Annotated in this window: 16 protein-coding genes; 3 read left to right on the forward strand and 13 right to left on the reverse strand. The window is 54.7% G+C overall.

The genetic code is table 11. The features are described from left to right. The first annotated feature begins 169 nt into the window (after positions 1-169). Entirely contained in the window at positions 170-697 is a 528-nt protein-coding gene (locus FE788_RS09420; RefSeq protein WP_138380397.1) for a PAS domain-containing protein, read from the forward strand. Between the two features lie 110 nt (positions 698-807). Then, entirely contained in the window at positions 808-2,142 is a 1,335-nt protein-coding gene (locus FE788_RS09425) for a methyl-accepting chemotaxis protein (RefSeq protein WP_138380398.1), read from the forward strand. A 46-nt stretch (positions 2,143-2,188) separates the two neighbouring features. Here the strand turns inward: FE788_RS09425 and FE788_RS09430 are convergent, their stop codons facing one another. Genes FE788_RS09430 through FE788_RS09450 form a run of 5 tightly spaced genes read right to left on the reverse strand, consistent with a single transcriptional unit; the run spans position 2,189 to position 7,959 of the window. Next, entirely contained in the window at positions 2,189-3,391 is a 1,203-nt protein-coding gene (locus FE788_RS09430) for an acetyl-CoA C-acetyltransferase (protein ID WP_138380399.1), read from the reverse strand. Positions 3,392-3,397: 6 nt separating this feature from the next. Further along, on the reverse strand, positions 3,398-4,630 hold the full coding sequence (locus FE788_RS09435; RefSeq protein ID WP_138380400.1) for an acetyl-CoA acetyltransferase: 1,233 nt from the start codon (positions 4,628-4,630) through the stop codon (positions 3,398-3,400). Continuing rightward, on the reverse strand, positions 4,627-5,235 hold the full coding sequence (locus FE788_RS09440) for a 2-hydroxychromene-2-carboxylate isomerase (RefSeq protein ID WP_138380401.1): 609 nt from the start codon (positions 5,233-5,235) through the stop codon (positions 4,627-4,629). The genes FE788_RS09435 and FE788_RS09440 overlap by 4 nt, the downstream gene beginning before the upstream one ends. Further along, positions 5,228-6,955 carry a class I adenylate-forming enzyme family protein gene (locus FE788_RS09445; RefSeq protein WP_138380402.1) on the reverse strand — a complete coding sequence of 576 codons (1,728 nt, stop codon included), beginning with the start codon at positions 6,953-6,955 and terminating at the stop codon, positions 5,228-5,230. The genes FE788_RS09440 and FE788_RS09445 overlap by 8 nt, the downstream gene beginning before the upstream one ends. Positions 6,956-7,005: 50 nt before the next feature. Further along, positions 7,006-7,959, reverse strand: a complete 954-nt coding sequence (locus tag FE788_RS09450) for an NAD(P)H-dependent flavin oxidoreductase (protein ID WP_138380403.1) — start codon at positions 7,957-7,959, stop codon at positions 7,006-7,008. Between the two features lie 142 nt (positions 7,960-8,101). Here FE788_RS09450 and FE788_RS09455 point away from each other — a divergent pair, with 142 nt between their 5' ends. Further along, positions 8,102-9,046, forward strand: coding sequence for a winged helix-turn-helix transcriptional regulator (locus tag FE788_RS09455; protein WP_168190356.1), 945 nt, complete (start codon positions 8,102-8,104; stop codon positions 9,044-9,046). A gap of 161 nt (positions 9,047-9,207) precedes the next feature. Here FE788_RS09455 and peaD read toward each other — a convergent pair whose 3' ends face one another. The 8 genes from peaD to FE788_RS09495 form a co-directional block, all read right to left on the reverse strand. Further along, positions 9,208-10,281: a quinohemoprotein amine dehydrogenase subunit beta gene (gene peaD / locus FE788_RS09460; RefSeq protein WP_168190357.1), complete on the reverse strand. Its 1,074-nt coding sequence runs from the start codon at positions 10,279-10,281 to the stop codon at positions 9,208-9,210. Between the two features lie 25 nt (positions 10,282-10,306). After that, a complete protein-coding gene (gene qhpC, locus FE788_RS09465) occupies positions 10,307-10,624 on the reverse strand; it encodes a quinohemoprotein amine dehydrogenase subunit gamma (protein ID WP_138380406.1) in 318 nt (105 codons plus the stop codon). A gap of 43 nt (positions 10,625-10,667) precedes the next feature. After that, a complete protein-coding gene (gene peaA / locus FE788_RS09470) occupies positions 10,668-12,278 on the reverse strand; it encodes a quinohemoprotein amine dehydrogenase subunit alpha (RefSeq protein WP_138380407.1) in 1,611 nt (536 codons plus the stop codon). Positions 12,279-12,370: 92 nt separating this feature from the next. Continuing rightward, positions 12,371-14,644 carry a TonB-dependent receptor gene (locus FE788_RS09475; RefSeq protein ID WP_138380408.1) on the reverse strand — a complete coding sequence of 758 codons (2,274 nt, stop codon included), beginning with the start codon at positions 14,642-14,644 and terminating at the stop codon, positions 12,371-12,373. Positions 14,645-14,796: 152 nt separating this feature from the next. After that, on the reverse strand, positions 14,797-15,768 hold the full coding sequence (gene feaR / locus FE788_RS09480) for a transcriptional regulator FeaR (protein ID WP_168190358.1): 972 nt from the start codon (positions 15,766-15,768) through the stop codon (positions 14,797-14,799). A gap of 149 nt (positions 15,769-15,917) precedes the next feature. Further along, positions 15,918-16,298: a hypothetical protein gene (locus FE788_RS09485; RefSeq protein WP_138380410.1), complete on the reverse strand. Its 381-nt coding sequence runs from the start codon at positions 16,296-16,298 to the stop codon at positions 15,918-15,920. Between the two features lie 64 nt (positions 16,299-16,362). Continuing rightward, positions 16,363-17,745 carry a spinster family MFS transporter gene (locus FE788_RS09490; protein WP_210413868.1) on the reverse strand — a complete coding sequence of 461 codons (1,383 nt, stop codon included), beginning with the start codon at positions 17,743-17,745 and terminating at the stop codon, positions 16,363-16,365. After that, positions 17,742-19,439 (reverse strand): hydantoinase B/oxoprolinase family protein, encoded by a 1,698-nt coding sequence (locus FE788_RS09495; protein WP_138380411.1) that lies wholly within the window; start codon positions 19,437-19,439, stop codon positions 17,742-17,744. Before FE788_RS09495 ends, FE788_RS09490 begins: the two co-directional genes overlap by 4 nt. Positions 19,440-19,444 lie beyond the last annotated feature (5 nt).

Below are 19,444 nucleotides of genomic sequence, written 5' to 3' on the forward strand. Positions count from 1 at the left end.
CAAAAATAACAGGGCACAAAAAATTATCGGGCGTACTCAGCTGTGGTGATGACAGATCACCTTCAAAACCGGCCGCAGGAATTTTTGCGGAGGGGTGGCTGACATCACAGGACCCCAAAACGCAGTATGACTTATCAAGTTCAGATCAGTAGAGTTACGGAGTACGCTCATGTCCAGACCTATCACCTCCCCCACAGGTCACGAAAGAACCTTTGGCGAGAATGAGATCATCGTCAGCAAAACCGACCTGAAGGGAAAAATCATCTATGTGAATGAACTGTTCGAAAAAATTTCCGGCTATACCCAAAAAGAACTTCTGGGCCAGCCCCACAACATCATCCGCCATCCCGACATGCCCCGAAGCATTTTCCATCTGGCGTGGGAAACCCTGAAACAGGGTAATGAAATTTTTGCTTATGTGAAAAACATGTGCAAACAGGGAGACCATTACTGGGTCCTGGCACATATGGCGCCAAGTTACGATCTTCAGGGCACCCCCGTCGGCTATCATTCGAACCGCCGATGTCCGAACAGGGAAAATGTGGCGATTATGGAAGGCATTTACGCAGAGCTGCGACAGATTGAAAGCCGCGCCACCACTCCCAAAGAGGCCATCCTCAAGGCCAGGGCGCATCTTGATAACCTCCTGTCGCAAAAAAAACTTGCCTATGATGAGTTCATCTTTTCCTTGACCTGATCGCGAATGTTACGCCGCCATCATAGATGTGAAGAACCATAGAGATAAATCGGCCGAATTAGCGCCACTATCGCAAAAAAGAAAGAGGCAGACACAAAGGGAGAGTATAAATGAGTCTTTTTCGCACACACCGCCCCGCCCTTCCTGAAAGCGGGGATCACATATCCGCCGAAGACATCAAAAAACTGATCAACTATTGCCAAGCCCTCACTCAAAGGCCGGAACATGCCTCCTCACCGGCAAGTGCGGACCTGCCGGATCATCCTTTGCTTACCGAAGCCGCCACCGCCATCCAGCGTTTGGCCGAGCGGTCATCTCCCTCTGAGACCGGACGTTCCGAATTTGAAGACGCCGCCGCGGTCTGTGAACAGATTGCCTTGGGCAATATGGAAGCCCGGATTACAAACCGCAGTCTGTCCGGTTCCGCCGGGCAATTTTTTCTCAGGCTGAATCATATGCTTGATGTTGTTGACGCCTTTATGCGCGAGGCCGGGGCCTCGCTCATTGCCGTGCGGGACAAAAAATATTTCCGCCGTATTCTGCGTGAAGGACTTCAGGGAGAATTCCGGCGGCAAGCCAATAACATCAACAGCGTATTGCAGACCATCAGCGAACAAAACGCAAATTTCAAGGCGCTCACCGAAAAATTCATTGGCAATGTCAAGGCCGTCATTCAAAGCACATCGGAAATGGCCCCGAAAACTGACACCATGTATCAAAGCGCGGCCAAGACCAAGAAGTCCCTGGAGAAGGCTGTAGAGGCCGCCAATACCACAATGGTCAACGTCAATACAGTGGCCAGCGCCGCGGAAGAGATGACCGGATCCATTTCGGAAATCAGCAGTCAAATCGACCGTTCCAGCAAGGCCGTACAGGAAACCGTCGCCGATGTGAAACAGACCATCGATTCCGTGCAGGAACTGGATGCCGCCGCCACACAAATCGGTAATGTTCTGAACATTATTACGGAAATCGCCAACCAGACCCACCTGTTGGCGCTCAATGCCACCATCGAGGCGGCACGGGCGGGAGAAGCCGGCAAGGGGTTCGCCGTGGTCGCCAGTGAAGTGAAAAACCTGGCCCAGAAAACCGCCGAAGCCACAGAGGAAATCGCCAATCAGATTTCCGGCATTCAGGACGTGACCGGCCTGACGGTCAACGCTATTACCAATATCGGCAATAAAATCAACGATATCGACGAAACAACCCAGAGCATTGCCAGCGCCATTTCCCAACAAACCGCTGCCACCCGGGAAATCAGCAAAAGTGCCCAGATGGCTGCAACAATCACCGATGAAATGCTGGCGCTGATCAAGGAGGTCTCGGCACTGGCCAGTCAGACCGGCGCCAATGCCCAAGACCTGAACGCTGCCGTCAGTACGCTCACGTCAACCTCCCAGCTCCTTGAAAGTGAAATTCATGATTTTATGCAGTCGGCAGGATAATCCGATCCCTTTAGAGTGAATTGTGCATAGGTTGCCGCAATTCACTCTAACAGCGCTCAATAATCATGGCTTCGCCAACGCCAGCTCCGCCGCACAGGGAGACCAGCCCCCGTTTCAGGTTTTGTCGTTCCAGCTCATCCAGCAAGGTGCCCAGAAGGATCGCCCCACTAGCGCCCATCGGATGCCCCATGGCAATGGCGCCGCCATTGACGTTCATTTTCTCCGGGGCCAGATTAAAATCTTTCTCGAACTTCAGGGCCACGGCAGCAAACCCTTCATTGACCTCATAAAGATCAATGTCCTCCGGCCTGAGCCCGGCTTTATCCAGCGCCTTTTGTGCCGCCTTTTGCCCAGCGGTGAGCATCACCACCGGTTCCACACTGGCATTGGCAAAGGCCACCACCCGTGCCCGCGGCGTAAGCTCCTGTGCCCGTATCTGTTGGTCCGAGGCAAAAAGGACCAGCGCCGCCCCGTCAACCATGCCCGGTGAATTGCCGGGATGATGGACATGGTTGATCGCTTCCAGCTCGGGATACTGGCTAAGGGCGATGGCATCCAGACCCTTTTGTCCCAATTCCGCAAAGCTGGGCTCCAGCGCCGCTAGCTTTTCCATCGACGCATCCTCCCGGATAATCTGATCCTGGGCCAGCGCCACATTGCCCTCATTATCCCGGATCGGAATAATCGACCGCTCAAAATATCCCTCGGCTCGCGCCCGGGCGGCCCGTTGCTGGGAACGTAGGGCATAGGCATCCACATCTGTGCGCTCAAATCCTTCCAATGTCGCCACCAGATCGCCGGAAATGCCCATATGGATGAAGCGGGTCTTCTTCATCACCTCCTTGTCTGAATACCACGGCCCCCCATCGGAAAACATGGGGCAGCGGGACATGCTTTCCACACCGCCCCCGATCACCAGATCCTCCATACCGCTCATGATTTTCATGGCGGCAGTATTGCAGGCCGTCAGTCCTGAGGTACAGAAGCGGTTCACCGTATGGCCCGAGGTTTGTTCGCTCCAGCCCGCATAAAGGGCAGAGATCTTGGCAATATTCCCCCCCTGATCCCCGCTCTGGGTCACACAGCCCAGGATAATATCCTCCACCTCCGACGGGTCCAGATCATTACGCGCCTCCAACGCCTGATAAAGCTGCGCCAACAGTTCCACCGGTTTGATACTGGCCAGGCCACCCCATTCGCGCGCGGCGCCGCGCGGACTTCTGAGCGCATCAACAATAAAAGCTTCCATCGTTCTTTAATCCTTTGACAAAATAAAACTGACCGCGGTGGTGCCGCTACCGCCGATATTGAGGGTCTGTACCGTTTTTGCTCCAGAGACCTGATAATCACCGGCTTTTTCCATAAGCTGCTTCCACCCGTCCAGCATCATGCGCACGCCAGTGGCGCCCACAGGATGGCCACAGCCGATCAAACCGCCACTGGGATTGATGGGAATATCGCCGCTCATGGCAATTCGTCCCTCTTCAATGGCTTTCCAGCTTTCCCCCGGGGCGGTAATGCCCAAATGATCAATGGCCATATATTCCGTTGTGGTGAAACAGTCATGGGTTTCTACCACGTCGATTTCCCCGACACCAGAAAGGCCCGCACGTTCATAGGCATCAGTGATGGTGCCGCGCACATGGGGGAAAACATAATCTGCATCCCTGCTTTGCGCGATCTTGCGGTCATATTCGATGGGGGCGGAGCGATGCCCCCAGCCCCGGATATAGGGCAGGCTTTCAAACGGAATATTCCGGGCCTGAGCATATTCACGGGCTCGTGCGGCAGAGGCCAGAAACACCACGGCCGCCCCATCGGTGACTTGTCCGCAGTCCTGCTTGCGGATGCGCCCGTCAATCACCGGGTTGGCTTCGTCATCCTCGGTAAAATTGATGTCGGAAAACTGCCAGTGGCGGGTCTGGGCATGGGGATTGTTTTTGGCGTTGTCAAAATTGATCCGGGCAATAGCCGCCAGATGTTCATGTTTCAGGCCATAACGTCGATCATATTCATCTCCCAGCTTGCCAAACATATGTGGCCAGGGATATTTCACATCTTGACATTCATGACCGGCCCAGGTCGCCGCGCCCAGATATTGAGCCGCCTGCTCGCCCGGCACATTACGCATCTGTTCAATGCCCAATACACAGGCCAGGCCATAACGCCCCGCCTCGATTTCCGCCGCCGCCGCCAGAAGCGCAATGGAGCCCGAAGCACAGGCCGCCTCGTGCCGCGCCGTCGGCAATCCCGCAAGTGACGGATCCACCATGCCGAAAAATCCGCCGAGAATGCCCTGTCCGTTAAACAGGTCTCCGACAAAATTCCCCACATGGCCGGTTTCAAGATCCATATATTCGAGCCCGACCTCTTCTAGCCCCTGATTCAGGGTGTCAGAAAACACCTCAAGAAGATCAACGCCTTCGCGCGCCCAGTTGCGGGCGAAATCCGTCTGCACACCGCCCAGAATGTACACCCGCTCACTCATCTCTTATCCCCTGTTTTCCGAATGAAAGCCTCAAGGGACGCTAACCGGTCCGCACCCCAGAACATTTCCCCTCTGCATAGAAAAGTCGGGGCTCCGAAGATGCCCTTTTCCTGCGCCGCCGCTGTTTCGGCTTTCAGGCGGGTTTTGATATCTTCGGATGAGATACCGGTCTTGAAGGTCTCAGGGTCAAAACCCAGCCGTTCAACAATGCCGATCAATATATCCGGGCGGGCGATGTCCCGCCCTTCACCAAAGGCCGCTGCGAAAACGGCTCTGGCATAAGTTTTGGCCAAAGCCGGGTCCTGATCCTGCAGAAAATAGAATCCGCGCATGGCCGGAATGCTGTTCATGGGAAACGGATCAGGCCAGACATAAGGCAGGCCCTGTTCCGCTGCCGAGCGTTCCACGTCATGCCAGATATATTTCTGTTTCGCGGACCCCATCTTGGGCAGTCTGTGCTCCAACGCGGTAAAAATCGCCCCCAGAGAAATGGGTTTCCAATGAAGCGAGAGTCCTAACTCCCTGGCTAGGTCTTCAATTTTTCGATGCGCCACATAAGAATAACTTGACGAAAAATCAAAATAAAATTCAATGGGCTCAGACATGTTTCGATCCTTCTAAATACTGAAGCAGGTCCCGCCGGATCACCTTACCCAGCGGATTACGGGGCAGTTCCTTAACAAACACCAGTTTTTCCGGCAGCTTGAAACTGGCGATATGTTTGCCTTTTAAAAACTCGACAATGTCTTCGAGCGACAACTCCACGCCCGCACGCGGCACCACAAAAGCAGCAATCCGTTCCCCGAGCACATCATCGGGATAGCCAGCCACAGCGGCCTCTTCGATATCGGCATGACTGTTTAGCAGGTCATCCAGCTCCGCCGGGGCGATATTCATGCCACCGCGAATGATGATGTCCTTGCACCGGCCGACAAACTGGTAAAAGGCTTCCTCTTCCCCGTCACCGGCAATCTGAAACATATCGCCGGTTTTGAAATACCCATCATCGGTGAAGGCTTGCCGGGTCTGTTCCGGCGCCTTGAAATATCCCGCAAACACCCCGGCCCCTTTAATCTGTAGTTCTCCGGGGCGGCGGGGGGTCGTAATTTCTTCCCCGGTTTCCGGATCCACGATCCGGGTCACAAGACGCTCCGCCACCCGGTTCGCCCAAGCGTATCCCTTAACCCCGAAACGGGGAAAATACCGCGCCCGCCTTTCCGGATCGGGCACGTCCTCGGCTCCGCTGATCAATGAAACACCTTCGTTGGAGCCGAAATGATTGATGATCTGGATGCCATATTTTTCCAGATAGCCTTTCACCATCCACTCATCGAGCGGCGCCGAACCGGACCCGATGGCGCGGATGGACCCGATATCCACCCTGGACATAAGCGCTTCATCCTTCAGCAGCATATTCAGCAACGCCGGCGGCACCAGAGTAAAGGTGACTTTTTCTGTGGCGATCTGACGCAGAAAGGTGGGCAGATCCAGCGGATGATGCAGAACCAGGGTCCCCTTCGAATGAAGCCAACTCATGAACAGGCCGCCAATACTAGCCATGTTGATCATGGGAAACGGGTTCAGCAGAATGTCACCTTCCTGGATATGGCTGCCATCAAAGGTCCCATAGCTGATGGCGATCCAGTGATTATGGGTTCGGGGAATCCCCTTGGGTTTGCCTTCCGTCCCGGAAGTCCAGCAGATGGTAAACACATCATTGGCCGTCACGGTAATGGTTTCGAGATAAGACCGCAGGGTTCCCTCCGGCAACTCCTGCTCCATCAATTCGTCAAGACTGATAGCTCCGTCTGGTGTCTTGTCCCCCCAGGACAGCACCATCGGACGAGCCAGGCCGTGTTCTTCCATATAGGCCGCTCCCAGAAGCGCCCCTTCCGCATGATTGCCCCCCTTGAAATTATTGGTGGTGACAATCGCGGCAGGTTCAAGAATACGGGCAATCTGTGCCAACTCCCGGTCCCGGTACTGCATGGGCACGGGACTGACAATAATGCCAAGCCGGGAGGCTGCGAGATAGATGTAAAAATATTCCATGACATTGGGCATCTGGATCAGCAGGATATCATCCTTTTTGAGACCCAGATGCACCATGAGACGGGCAAACTGATCGACTCGCTCCTTCAGTTCCCGATAGGTATGTCGTTTTGGGGCACCATCGGTAAAGTCCGTCCTGTTCAACGGGTCTATCGCCGCTACCCGGTTCGGTACCGCCGCTACATTGCGCTCAAAAAGATCATGCAGACACTCCTGCCCCCACCATCCCCGGTCCGTATACTCCCGGATCTGTTGTTCATCACAGACAATCATGCTCTTCCCTGATAATTCTGGTTTTTTGTCATTATAAATAAAATAAAGGATCAAAAGGCGGGTTTTCGGCTGGCTTCCCTGTATTCCTGATACAAGCGCTCCACCATTTCCCCCAGCGGCTCGACCTTTTTCACCGTATTGATCCCGTGCCCCGCCGACCAGATATTTTTCCACGCCTTGCTTTCGCTTTGCGGGTCCGTAAAGTCGATCTTGTCTTTGGGTTTAAGATTGTCAGGATCAAGCCCTGCCTGCCGAATGCTGGGTTTGAGCATATTCGCCCACGCCCCCGTAAAGGCATTGGTGCAAACAATATCCTCATATGTGCTGTTCACCAGCATCTGTCGATACTCTTCCTGTGCCAAACTTTCTTTCGCGGCAATGAATTTGGTGCCCATATAAGCAAAATCAGCGCCCAGCACCTCGGTCGCACGAATGGCCCCACCATCACAGATGCTGCCGGCAAGCACGATCATGCCATCAAAAAATTCGCGCACCGCCGCCACAAAGGCAAAAGCCGCCATCTGTCCGGTATGGCCGCCAGCCCCGGAACACACCAGAACCAGGCCATCCACGCCGGTGGCTGCCGCCTTGCGGGCAAAGGCCACGCTGTTGACATCGGCAAACACCTTGCCGCCATAGGACTGCACTGCCTCGACCACAGCCGCTGGGCTGCCCAGCGCCGTAATCACGATTGGCGGGCGATATTTCATCACCAGCTCCATATCCGCCGGAAGCCGGTCATTGGAGGAATGAACCACCAAATTAGCGGCCCAGGGGCCAATCTTGCGATCAGGGTCAGCCGCCCGCGCCGCCGCCAGTTCCGTGGTAATCGCACGCATCCAGTCGTCAAGGGCATCGACCGTGCGGGCGTTTGGCGTGGGGAACGCCCCCACAATACCCGCTTTGCAGGCCGCAATAACCATTTCGGGGCCGGAAACCAGAAACATTGGTGCAGCAATGAGGGGCAAACGAAGGTTGTCTTTTATCTCAGGCGGAATGGCCATCTGAATACTCCCTGATAAGAACAAGTTTGGTGAACGAGGAAATTATGATTTTTATAACTTTCATAAAAAGACTAACTAAAAAGGATCATTTAAGCAAGCGACAATTGATTATTTTGTGGAAGCGGTTATGTTTCTGGATGTTATGTCTGTATCAGATCGCATTAGAGCCAGTTCCGTCACCCGCACGCTTAATCTCATCGGAGACAAGTGGACCCTGGTCATTCTCAGGGATGCATTTCTGGGCATTAAACGTTTCCAGGACTGGCAACGGCGCAACGGCATGGCCAAAAGCCTGCTCACCAACCGGCTGAACAAACTCCTCAAAGCCGGCTGTTTCAAAAAGGTCCTCTATCAGGAGCGGCCCAAACGGTATGAATACCAGCTCACGGAAATGGGCAAGGACCTTTACCCGCTATCACTTTTGATGTGGGAATGGGAACGCAAATGGATGAAACAGAGCCAGCGCCTGCCAGAAATGCTGGTACACAAGAGCTGCGGCAAAGCCTTTCATCCCGTAACCACCTGTAATCAGTGCGAGGGTGAGGTGCACATCCGCAACACCACCTATCGCAACGGCCCCGGCGCGGGTTATGACGTAAAAATGCCGCCCCGTTTTCAGCGCCGTTCCCGGCTGAAAACCAATCACGACACAGACAGTTATATTTTTGAACAGGCCGTGGACATCATCGGCGACCGATGGAGCAATATGGCGCTGGCGGCGGCCTATTTCGGCCTGAAACGTTTTGATGACATTCTTAATGAACTGAAAATCGCCCCCAATATTCTGTCAAACCGGCTGACCAGTCTGGTGGACTGCGGCATTTTTGAGAAAGTTCTCTATTCCGATAAACCGCCCCGCTATGAATACCGCCTGACCGACAAAGGACGCGATATATTCCCCATAGCCGTGGGCATGATGATGTGGGGGGACAAATGGCTCGCCGATGAAAAAGGCGCCCCCCATATCCTGATCCATATTAGCTGTGGGCAGGATATGCGCCCACATGTCACCTGTTCCGAATGCGGCAGCCTGCTACGCCCGGAAGATGTGGTTTTCAGCCGCCCTCCACAAAATCCCGCCACATAAGTTTTGACCACCAACACCTTGACGACCGCATCCTCTATCCTGTTTTTAGAGTGAATTGTGAAGAGGTTGCGTCATCGCCACAGAAACATGTATTGCTTCGTCGCCGGCGCGCCGCGCAATGACGGTGAGGGCGTACCGTCATCGCGCGCGCCCTATCAAATTTACCGGTCAACCATTCGCATCACACTGGCCCCCATATCAGCACAATCCGGCAGGATCACCTCGCCTTTGCGGGCCAGTGTATCGCTGTCGTAAATGGCAATGTCACAGGCGGTACCGCCAATATAAACCTCGCTGCCGTCATGGGAGATTTCCACCTGATAATAGCTGTGGTCCACGTCGATACGTTTTTCCGTCCGTGGCGTTTCCAGATCAATTTTCAGCAACGTGTTATAAACGGCATAGGCTTTTTTCCTGTTGGGGTGCAAAACAGAGGTGAACAACACTTCCGCTGCGCCCTGAAAATCATACAGATTGAACTCTTCGGTTTTCAGGTCAAGCGCCAGGATCGCCGCCCGATACCGTTCAATATCATCCACCGCCCGGTCGGTGCGCTCAAAAAACAACGGCGTGGACAAAACCCCATTATTATCCCAGGTTTGCCAGAAGGCCAGCGCATCGGGTTGTGTCGTATTTTCCCGGGTCCAGTGGCGCAGGGGAAAGGCCACTTCATAGGCGCCGGTCTGGACGTCAATTTTGTAGAAATCCCAGCCCATAGCATACAATGCCCCGCTTTGCGCAGCCGCCAAAAGATGAATGCGGCGGGGCATGGGAAACTGGCGGATGGGTTTGGCGTCAAGTCCTGCATCCGTGCGCCAGACACTCAGCCGCGTCTCTGCGCTTTCATAACGATCCGGGTGCAAAATGGTGGGAATGTCATAGGTATAGAGTTCCTTGCCATCGGGGCTGATTTCAACCCCGTAATTCCAGACCCGTTCGTTATCCTCTGTCGCCAGGTCGGCCCGGAACACCACCTCGCCGCTGTCCAGGTCGATGCCAACAATGGACCCCATGGAATTGGTTTGTAGATAGGCCACCTTACCATCCGGCGAAGGCACAATGGCCTGTGGCGCTGTGCTGTCGGGGATGGTGTAGCTTCGGGCCACTTTGCGGGCTTCCATATCCACCAGAAACAGCTTGTCCGGACGTGCCCCCACCAGAAGATATTCCTTGGCCAAGGCCAGGTCAGTCATGCCGAAGGCAAGCACCCCCATCAAGAAAAGTATTTTTTTCACAGAGTCTCTCCTCATTCTTCGGCTTTTACTCTTCGGGGAAGACAGCCTGAAGCTGACGCCAGTTCTTGCGGGTATCGGTCAGTTCGGACCAATCCGGATAGGTATTGACGGTATCCGGCACTGCCGCCGGCCACCAGCAAGGGTCAGAACAGCCGTAAAGATCCGCCTCCATCGGTTGGCACAAGGATGCCACGCTGCCAAACGGATCCACTTCCCAGCCCGGATCAAGGGAGGTGGTACAGCCGGCCACACTCTGCATGGCCACCACTTCCTCAGAGGTGCCGTCCGCCCGCGCCTCAAAGTAGCGGGCGGCTTTTTTGTTCAAGGGTTTTAAGCGTGTCATCTGTTGGTCTCCTCGCTCAAAAATCGGGCCAAAGATCGGGAATTCAAAGAATGGGGGGCGTGTTCCAGCGCTGCACCGTCGCAATCAGATGCGCCCGGGCACTGAGTTCCCGCTCCCCGTCTTTAACCGTCGCCACAATCGCCAGATCCCCAGCATTGTTGGTGCCATATTTCCGCTCCGGATTTGGTCCAGCGCCAGCCGGAACGAACAGGCCGTTCTGACGCAGTTCACCGGCATATTTCACATCTTCCATTTCCCGCGCGATTTCATTGTAGGGTTCGGCATGCCAGCGGGCTTCCATTACCCCCAGGCGGATGTCATCGGCGGTTTCCGGCTTACCGTCGGGGCCATTATGATACCCGATGGCTTCGAACTGAGCATGAACCTTGGGGATCGGTCCCCCGTTATCGCCGACCCGGGAAATCCCGTAGTCTGGGGTCACCTTGATATAATCCACCCGATCATACAGCACAATCTGCCCGCGGGCCTCTCCGATGGTCATCTCCGCTTCGCCCGCATTTCCTGTGGCCCGCGCCTTGACCACCAAGCGGGTTGCACTGCGTTCAAGGATTTCGGTTTCCACCCCCGGAATGACCAAATCGCCACTGAGCCCTACCCCATTAATGGTCAACGTGGCCTCTTCACCGATTTTAAGCGCCGCGGGGATCGTGGACAAAATTCTGCTGCCGGTCCCTTCCAGGCGCACAGCCGTCACATGGGCGCCGATTTCCTTGTATTGATCCAAAAAGAGTCGCCCCTTGAGCATCTTCCCATCGGGGGTGGCGGCCAGAACCTGCCGAACCTTATCTCCTCCAAGCGTACCACTGCCGCGCCACTCATAACCAGTGTGCACCGTGGATTTAGCAGTGCCTTCAAGGGCTTCACCGCCGGATAGACGCATAGTATAAAGCGCCTCGTACCGGTCATCGCCCAAGGCTTTTATCGTCATCATGCCCTCAAGGGCCCCCTTGCCGGGCCAGTGACCCACCAGGCGCCATTCGCCGGCATAATCCGGCCAGGGTGTATTTTTCCATTCCGTCCAGGCTGCCGTTTGCAAGGGATACATCTGCCCGAGCTGATCGGCAATGGGGCCCAGCGCGTCATCGCGCCAGTCACGATGACGGGCCAGCATCTGATATTCGATAGACGCCCATTGTCCCAGATGCATATGCACCAGTTTGCGCCATTCCTCCGCATCCCGCCGTTGCAACGCCACGCGGGCATAGGTATGGCAACGGGCACACATGTCCATTATGTTCTGATCGTCATTCTGTTCGATCACGTTATGTTGGCGTTCCAGTATGGCCCGGTGCGCCGTTGTTTCCGAAGGAGCCAGGCCTTGCGTATCCGATAAGAACTTCACCATTGCCCGACGGTCTTCGGGCTCGAAATAGGCGCCGTGGAAAATCATCATACGGGCAATATTCATGTCCCAGCCTTCCGGTGTCTTGCGAACCTCGCTGATCCGCGAGAGCGTGCCGTCCGCCCTTTCCACATGACAGCCGGAGCAGTTATTGACCAGCAATTCGTGTCCGGCCTCCAGTTCCGCCTGAGTCAGATTGGAGATGGGCCGCGACGTTTCCTGTTTTTCACCACAACCCATAAGAGCCAAAGTACCAATAACCGAAAGAAGCAAACCTGCGGATCGCACCATAATGAAGCCCTATCCTGTTAGCCGTTACGTATGGTTATGCAGGCCGCCCATTGCGGGCGACCTGCTGTTTATGTATGTCGCCTGCCCTGTCCTCAGTTAAAGCGAATGCTGAACTGAGCACCGAACCACTGCGGATGACCGATCATCTGCTGATAGAAACCATCCTCAAAGAACGGGAATTTATATGTGGTGTATTCCTTGTCGAACAGATTGTTCACAAAGGCAGCCACCTGCCACATATCATCAGCGGATGTATAGCTGATCCGGGCATTGACCAAGGCATAACCGTCCTGGCTCAACAGCGGGTCATTATCAATAGAATACCACTGATCGCCAGTGTAGGTGAAATCAACCTGGTAGTTCATCGTACCGCCAGTGCCAATGGTGTGGAAATAACGGAATACGCCATTGGCATTGAAGTTGGGGGCAAAGGCCAGTTCGTTACCGATAAAGGCTTCATTGCCGGCCGGAGCTTCCTTGATCTCGGAATCAATCAGACCGGCTCCCAGAACCACCTCAAACCCTTCAAATGGCTGGGCAATCAGTTCTGCCTCGACCCCGTATACATCCACCTGATCCAGGTTCAGCAATACGGAGGTCGCGCCACCGCCGCCTTCAAAAACCACGTTCAACAGGGCCTGCATGTCTTCATAGTCATAGAAAAAGGCCGTAGCGTTGAAGCGCACCGCCCCATCGGCGAATGTGGACTTGAAACCCAGTTCGTAACTGGTCAGGGTTTCCTTGTTATAGGGACGCAGGCCTTCCAGATCGAACAGGAAGGTACCGTTATACCCCCCGCTCTTGAAGCCACGGGCCGCATTGGCGAAAATCATCAGATCTTCACTGGGCCGGTAGGTCAAACCGACCTTGCCGGAAACAGCACTATAGTCGGTTTTGTCATCACCGGTTGTGGCATCGGTGCTTGGTCCCGGACCACCGTCGATCACGCTATTGAAGAAGAATTCCTTGCTTTCATCCGTATAACGCAGCCCCAAGGTCCCGGCGAGCTTTTCGCTGAAGTCATAATCCAGCTGCCCGAAGATGGCATAGCTGTCCGTATCAATGCTGTAGACCCCTTTATAGTCCAGCAGCACCGGTACGACATCCGCAGGCGGCGCAGCACCTACATCCACCAGGAACTGATCCAGGGCATTATTCACCAGAAGATCGGCCTGACCGTCTTTGCTGTCGGTGTAATAATAACCGCCGATGACCCATTTAAACTGATCGGTGCTGCCGGAGACACGTACCTCCTGGCTGAACTGTTCAGACTCAACGCCAAATGTGGGCTCAAGATAATTGCTTGGCCCCATATCAGTATCTTCCTGGTGCAACTTGTCCACATTTTCATAAGCGGTGACCGATACCACCTCAACCTCTTCCCCGGCATATTCAAGCTTGCCGGAAAAACCGTAGGTATCCACTCTCAGGAAACTCTGGCGGTCATAGGATCCGGTATAAATGTCGCCGTCCGCATCCCGATACCCGGTGACATCCTGACACTGATCCGCCAGAATCGCGTCCATGGCGCACATTTCGAAATTCTCATCCAGAAGCCCGACATGGTCATAATCCGCAGCATTCTGGTCCACCTTGCCGAAATGACCGTTCAGCAACAGGCTCAGCTGCTCCGTCGGCAGGAACTCAAGCTGCAAGCGACCGGCGTAATAATCAGTATTGTTGGCGTCGTGATCGCTGTTCAGACGGTTGGTGACAAACCCGTTATCCACATGACGCACGCCTGAAATACGGGCTCTGACTTTTTCATGCAGCGCACCACTGGCGGCGGCTTCCATCCTGATCTGACCGTGTTCTGCAATGGTCAGATCCGCATACCCCTGCAATTCCTCGGTCGGTTTGGCGGTGATGAAGTGCACCAGCCCGCCAGTGGCGTTACGGCCATAGAGCGTGCCCTGCGGGCCACGCAGCACCTCGATCCGCTCCATATCAAAAAGCTGGATTGTCTGCCCGGCCAGGGTCCCGATATAGACCTCGTCCACATACATGGCAATCGGCGCTTCGTTTCCGTCCCCGAAATCATTCAGCCCCACCCCACGCAGGGTAAAGCCCGGATTATTGCCTTCCCCAACCGGCGTTCCGAAAGTGAAGTTGGGAACCTGGGATGCCAGGCTGGTACTGTCTTCAAAGCCCAGGTCTTTCAGGGCCTCGCCGGAAAAGGCTGTGACCGAAACCGGTACGTCCTGAAGATTTTCCGCACGTTTCTGAGCCGTCACAACGATTTCATCGAGAATCGTCTGGGCCATGACAGTTTCTGCCGCAAAAGCGGAAAACACAAATAGCCCGCCCATCAGGCAGGTTGTCTCTCTCAGCGTTTTTCGAAAATTCTTTTGATTTTTGCTCCGCATATTCCTCTCCTGAATTTTAGTCTGGATTTATGGTTATTTATTATGTGTGTAGGATAAATAATAAATGAACTGTTCCGGTGACTCTTGTCTGAGCGCGCCTCAAATATTGTTATATAGTGACGACAATTACGCTACCACGGCACCATCACCACCTAGTTTAGATCTTTCCGCTCACGCATGGACAAGCGGTACTCCCGCGGTGAAAGACCAAATTCTTTTTTAAAGGCCCGGCTGAAATGCGCCGCATCATTAAACCCCCAGTGAAATGCCACCCGGATGATGCTGTAATGATCAAACCGGCTGTCCAGAAGATAACGCCGTGCCTCTTCCAAACGCCGGCGGCGCACCCATTCCCCGAATGACGTGCCGTTGGTCTGAAACAGCCTGTGCAGATGGCGGGTGGAAATGCCGCAAAGCCCGGCAATCATCGCTGGCGAGAGTTCCGGGTCGGTCAGATATTGTTCAATATGTTTTTGAATCTGGCGTAATTGAATGCCTTTAAAGGGGATCTTCTGGGCCTCGGCCACATCCGCGTCTTCATTTCTCAGGGTCGAGCTTAACAGATTAAGAAGCACCTCCCGCACGGACCCGAAATAACTGTCAGTGATCGTTTCCGCTTCGTCATAAATGGAATGTAAAAAACGGCTGGTCACTGCGCCGATCCCGCGACGCCCGGGAATGGTCTGGGCCTCGGGAATGTGACATTCCGGCAGGCAGGCTTCCAGCGTTTCCCGGGGGATATGAAGTGACAATTGTCGCATGAACCCGTCATAACGAAATTCCGACGGCATGCCGGAATCGATCAGCACCATGTCACCGGGTTCCATAAACGCCTCATTTCCGTTCTGACGCATGAGGGCCCGGCCTTCCATCTGCATGATCAGGAAACAAAATTTGTCGTTGCTTTCAGCAATTTGTTTTTGCGACCGACGCACAATCTCCGCATTAAGCGCAATATGGGCCACATCAAAGCCGCCGGCATTGCGTACCTCAATGCCGCCGCGAAAATTTGACCAGTCTTTCATGATGGTTTGGAAATTTCCACAAACCTCCACAATGGACCGGTTCCAGAGCTCCGCCTTTTCCTCGGCAGGGAGATCACCTATCTGATACAGCCTGCTCATTGTCCGATGAAAGTCTCCCTCGTACTTAAAGCCCCCTGATTTTTGCCCCTCCTTCAACATGAGAGGTGATCTGTAACAAGGCAGAAAAACGGTATCAGATTACATCTTTAGCGTCAATGAAGTGTCACGGTCCCCATACCTCTGCAACCTTAAACAATTTCCCCGGAAACTGACCTGAAAAGCGTAAGGGAAAGGACAATTACCCCGAAAATATTAATAACGATGGCCGCCGCCCAAGCGGTACGCGACGCATAGTCTTGGTCATTATACCCCACGGCGTGGCGATATATCCCGAACCGCAGGATCAATAGCAGAAATACGATAATCAGCACCCCCCAGGCCATCTCGCCCAGACCCTCCTGAGCGGTATAGACCACATAAAGAACGGTCATCATGACAATGGCCTGAACCGGTTCGGTAGGCGCCAGCGTGCGCCCTCTGAGGTCATTCAGAATCAGACTGAGGACATTATAGCCAATGGCCAGGATGAAATAGAGATTGACAGACTGTTCCAGTAACGCAGTGGTCATTCGTCAGACTCCCCAGATTTTTATTCGGTCAGATTTTATTCAGAAATTTATCCGGCGATATGGTTCAGCCTTGCCAGGCCTTCGCCCGCTCAAGGCTGTTCCCGAAATGCCGGCTTCCCCATTTGAGAAGAAAGGTCGCCGTAATCGCGGCTCCCCCGGCGACAAGGGCCATGGAATATCGGAGGTCCAGAGGGTCAGCAAAATAATAATCCGTGATAAGGGCAATCAGCGTCGGCCCCAGGCCAATACCAATAAGATTAACGGTAAAAAGATAAACGGCCCCCACCTGCCCGCGCAGTTCATTGGGGGAAATTTGCTGCAATGCTGAAACCGCCACCCCCCAGGGGGCACTGGAACACAAGATCATCGGCGCCATCAGAACCAGTGCCCCGGCGGCCGTAGGCATAAGGGGATAAGCAGCCGCCGGAAGGACAGCCCCGGCGGAAAACAGCAGGGCAGATTTGAACGGCCCGCCGCAACGCCCGTTCCGATCGAACCAATCGGCAAGCCAACCGCCAAGATAAACGCCACTCCCGCCAAATATCAGCAATAAGGCCCCATAGGCGACCCCTGCCTCTGCCATGTTCCAGCCGTAGGTGCGAAACAGGAACGTTGGCGTCCACAATGCCATGCCATTAACCAGCAACGCCATGCCGCCAAACCCCAGGGAATGGGCCAGGAAAGTCCGCCAGTTGGTTTTCAGGAAGGCCACAAATTCGCCCAATGTGGCTCCTTGGTGGACGCCGGTTTCCCGGTGCAACCGGCCGCGGCGCAACGGTTCGCGAATGGTCAAAAACAACAACAGCAGGAACAATCCCGGCGCTGCCACATAAAAAAAGGCAACCTGCCAGGAAAAAATATGCCCCAGGACAGGCAGCTCAAGATCCGGCATGTTGCTCACTGCCCCAACAACTGTGCCGCCGACAATATAGGCAATGCCAAATCCCAAATAGGTCCCCATCACATAGGTGCTGGTGGCGCGCGAAATTAAGTGCGGCGGAAAATAATCGGCAATCAGGGAATAGGCCGAAGGATTAAGCGCCGCTTCGCCAAATCCGACCCCAACCCGGGCCAGAAACAGGCTCCAGAAAGACTTTGCCAGGCCACAGGCCGCAGTCATGAGGCTCCAGATCATCACCCCCGCCGCGATGATACGCACCCGGTGATGACGATCCGCAAAACGGCCGATGGGAAATCCCATTAAGGTATAGAACAAGGCAAAAGCAATGCCGTGCAGAAGGCTGACTTCCGTATCTGACAGGCCGATGTCCCGTTTGATGGGCTCCACCAAAAGGGTCAGGATAGTCCGGTCCACATAGGACAGGATATAAGCCAGCATCAGGATCACAACCACATACCACGCATAGGCCGGGCGGGGATAAGGTTCAATATCGTCCGTTGCCCCGACAGCCCCGGCCATATCCGCTGTACCCGCTTTCGATTTCATCCTGTTTTCCCCTCCTGATCAAGCAGCGTGCTGTCCAACCCGTACAGATCTATAGCCTCACGGCGGGTGATATAACCGTTTTTCAGGTCCGCGAGCACTTCCGACGCCGGGCGGGTGCGCGGATCCCCAAAGCCCCCACCATTGCCCGTGACAATGCGCACAATGTCCCCTTGTTCAAGCGGCCGATTGCTGGCGTGATCCAAACATTCCGTCGTTCCATCCGCATGGAGAATTTCCAGCCGGTTCAGAGACCCCTCTCCCCCGCCTTTTACGCCCCAGGGCGGAATACGCGTGCGGGTATATCCCGCAGTAAGCCACGCCCTTTCCCCGAGAATCTTATACCGCAGGTCGATCCCCTTGCCGCCCCGGTAGCGTCCGGGCCCTGCCGGTTCATCATTCAATGCCAGCCGCTCCACCGCTATGCCGTTGCGCGCCTCATTTACTTCTACCGGGCAGGTAAAGGTATCGCCGTGCGAGGCGGAAAACTGAGCATTTTCACCATCCTTGCTGGCACCCGCGCCCCAGCCGCCGATTTCCGGTTCGATGAAGGTGTGCTCCCGTCCCTCGGCATCCCGACTGCGGATAAGGGTTGCACAGATGGAGGCAAAATGTCCGGCAGGCATACGATCGGGCATATGCGGCGCCAACGCCTTGCAGATCAGATCGGCAGAGCGAATCTTGTTTTCATAATACAGGCCGACGGCCGCGGGACGTTCGGCATGAAACAATGTCCCCGGTGTTGTCATCAGCTTGAGAGGGCGAAAACTGCCGGCATTGGCCCAGCGCTCCGGGGCCGCCACCCCCTTGAAAACCGCCTGAGCACTGACCAGCGTGGCGTAATAACTGGCATTTACCGGGCCCTCATCCTGCGGCGGGTTATCGCGCAAATCGACAATAAACTCATCATCCGTAATGGTCACTACTGCCCGAATTTTCCGTCCGTCATCCAGTTTATCTTCCGCTTCAAAACGGCCCTTGGGAAGTTTGCGAAGACCATGACGGGCAACCATCTCGCCGTATTCGAGATAACGACGGATGGCCTGTCTCACAGTTTTCTGACCGTATTTGCGACACAAATCCTCCAGACGCTGTGCCCCGATACGCAGCGCCGATATGCCGGCCCACAGGTCGCCCGTCGCCTGATCCGGCAAACGGCTGTTAGCGCGGATGATGTCAAAAACCGCCTCTACCGGCCGGCCGCCATCAAACAGCCGGATTTCCGGCAGGATCAAGCCTTCCTGAAAAAGTTCAGTGGCCAGCGGCGACAGCGAACCTGGCGTCATGCCGCCAATATCCACCCAATGCCCCTTATTTGCCGTCCAGGCAATGATCTCACCGTCATGAAAGACGGGCATCGCCAGAACCACGTCATTGGCGTGACTTACCCCCCCGGTAAAGGGGTCATTGGCAATAAAGACATCACCGGGCCGGAAGCCCCGCTCCTTGTATTTATGGATAATGGCCTTGACCGAAGGATCCAGCATGCCCACAAAGCTTGGGATTCCGGCGCCGGCGCTGGCCAGTTCCCCGTCGGCATCGGTTATGGCCACACCAAAATCAAGCACCTCATAAATCACCGAACTCATGGCCGCCAGGGCCATGGCGGCAAACATCTCATCCGCAATCGCGGTCAGCGAATTCTGGATAATCTCCAGCGTGATAGGGTCTATATGATCGGTCTGTAAAGACGGCATGGCCC

The organism is Luteithermobacter gelatinilyticus (assembly GCF_005849285.1).
GTDB lineage: Bacteria > Pseudomonadota > Alphaproteobacteria > Sphingomonadales > Emcibacteraceae > Luteithermobacter > Luteithermobacter gelatinilyticus.

Bases quoted from the DNA above. Each gene is read 5' to 3' on its own strand.
- FE788_RS09420 (WP_138380397.1), top strand. From the start codon at position 170: ATGTCCAGACCTATCACCTCCCCCACAGGTCACGAAAGAACCTTTGGC.
- FE788_RS09425 (WP_138380398.1), top strand. From the start codon at position 808: ATGAGTCTTTTTCGCACACACCGCCCCGCCCTTCCTGAAAGCGGGGAT.
- FE788_RS09430 (WP_138380399.1), bottom strand. From the start codon at position 3,391: ATGGAAGCTTTTATTGTTGATGCGCTCAGAAGTCCGCGCGGCGCCGCG.
- FE788_RS09435 (WP_138380400.1), bottom strand. From the start codon at position 4,630: ATGAGTGAGCGGGTGTACATTCTGGGCGGTGTGCAGACGGATTTCGCC.
- FE788_RS09440 (WP_138380401.1), bottom strand. From the start codon at position 5,235: ATGTCTGAGCCCATTGAATTTTATTTTGATTTTTCGTCAAGTTATTCT.
- FE788_RS09445 (WP_138380402.1), bottom strand. From the start codon at position 6,955: ATGATTGTCTGTGATGAACAACAGATCCGGGAGTATACGGACCGGGGA.
- FE788_RS09450 (WP_138380403.1), bottom strand. From the start codon at position 7,959: ATGGCCATTCCGCCTGAGATAAAAGACAACCTTCGTTTGCCCCTCATT.
- FE788_RS09455 (WP_168190356.1), top strand. From the start codon at position 8,102: ATGTCTGTATCAGATCGCATTAGAGCCAGTTCCGTCACCCGCACGCTT.
- qhpC (WP_138380406.1), bottom strand. From the start codon at position 10,624: ATGACACGCTTAAAACCCTTGAACAAAAAAGCCGCCCGCTACTTTGAG.
- peaA (WP_138380407.1), bottom strand. From the start codon at position 12,278: ATGGTGCGATCCGCAGGTTTGCTTCTTTCGGTTATTGGTACTTTGGCT.
- FE788_RS09475 (WP_138380408.1), bottom strand. From the start codon at position 14,644: ATGCGGAGCAAAAATCAAAAGAATTTTCGAAAAACGCTGAGAGAGACA.
- feaR (WP_168190358.1), bottom strand. From the start codon at position 15,768: ATGAGCAGGCTGTATCAGATAGGTGATCTCCCTGCCGAGGAAAAGGCG.
- FE788_RS09485 (WP_138380410.1), bottom strand. From the start codon at position 16,298: ATGACCACTGCGTTACTGGAACAGTCTGTCAATCTCTATTTCATCCTG.
- FE788_RS09490 (WP_210413868.1), bottom strand. From the start codon at position 17,745: ATGAAATCGAAAGCGGGTACAGCGGATATGGCCGGGGCTGTCGGGGCA.
- FE788_RS09495 (WP_138380411.1), bottom strand. From the start codon at position 19,439: ATGCCGTCTTTACAGACCGATCATATAGACCCTATCACGCTGGAGATT.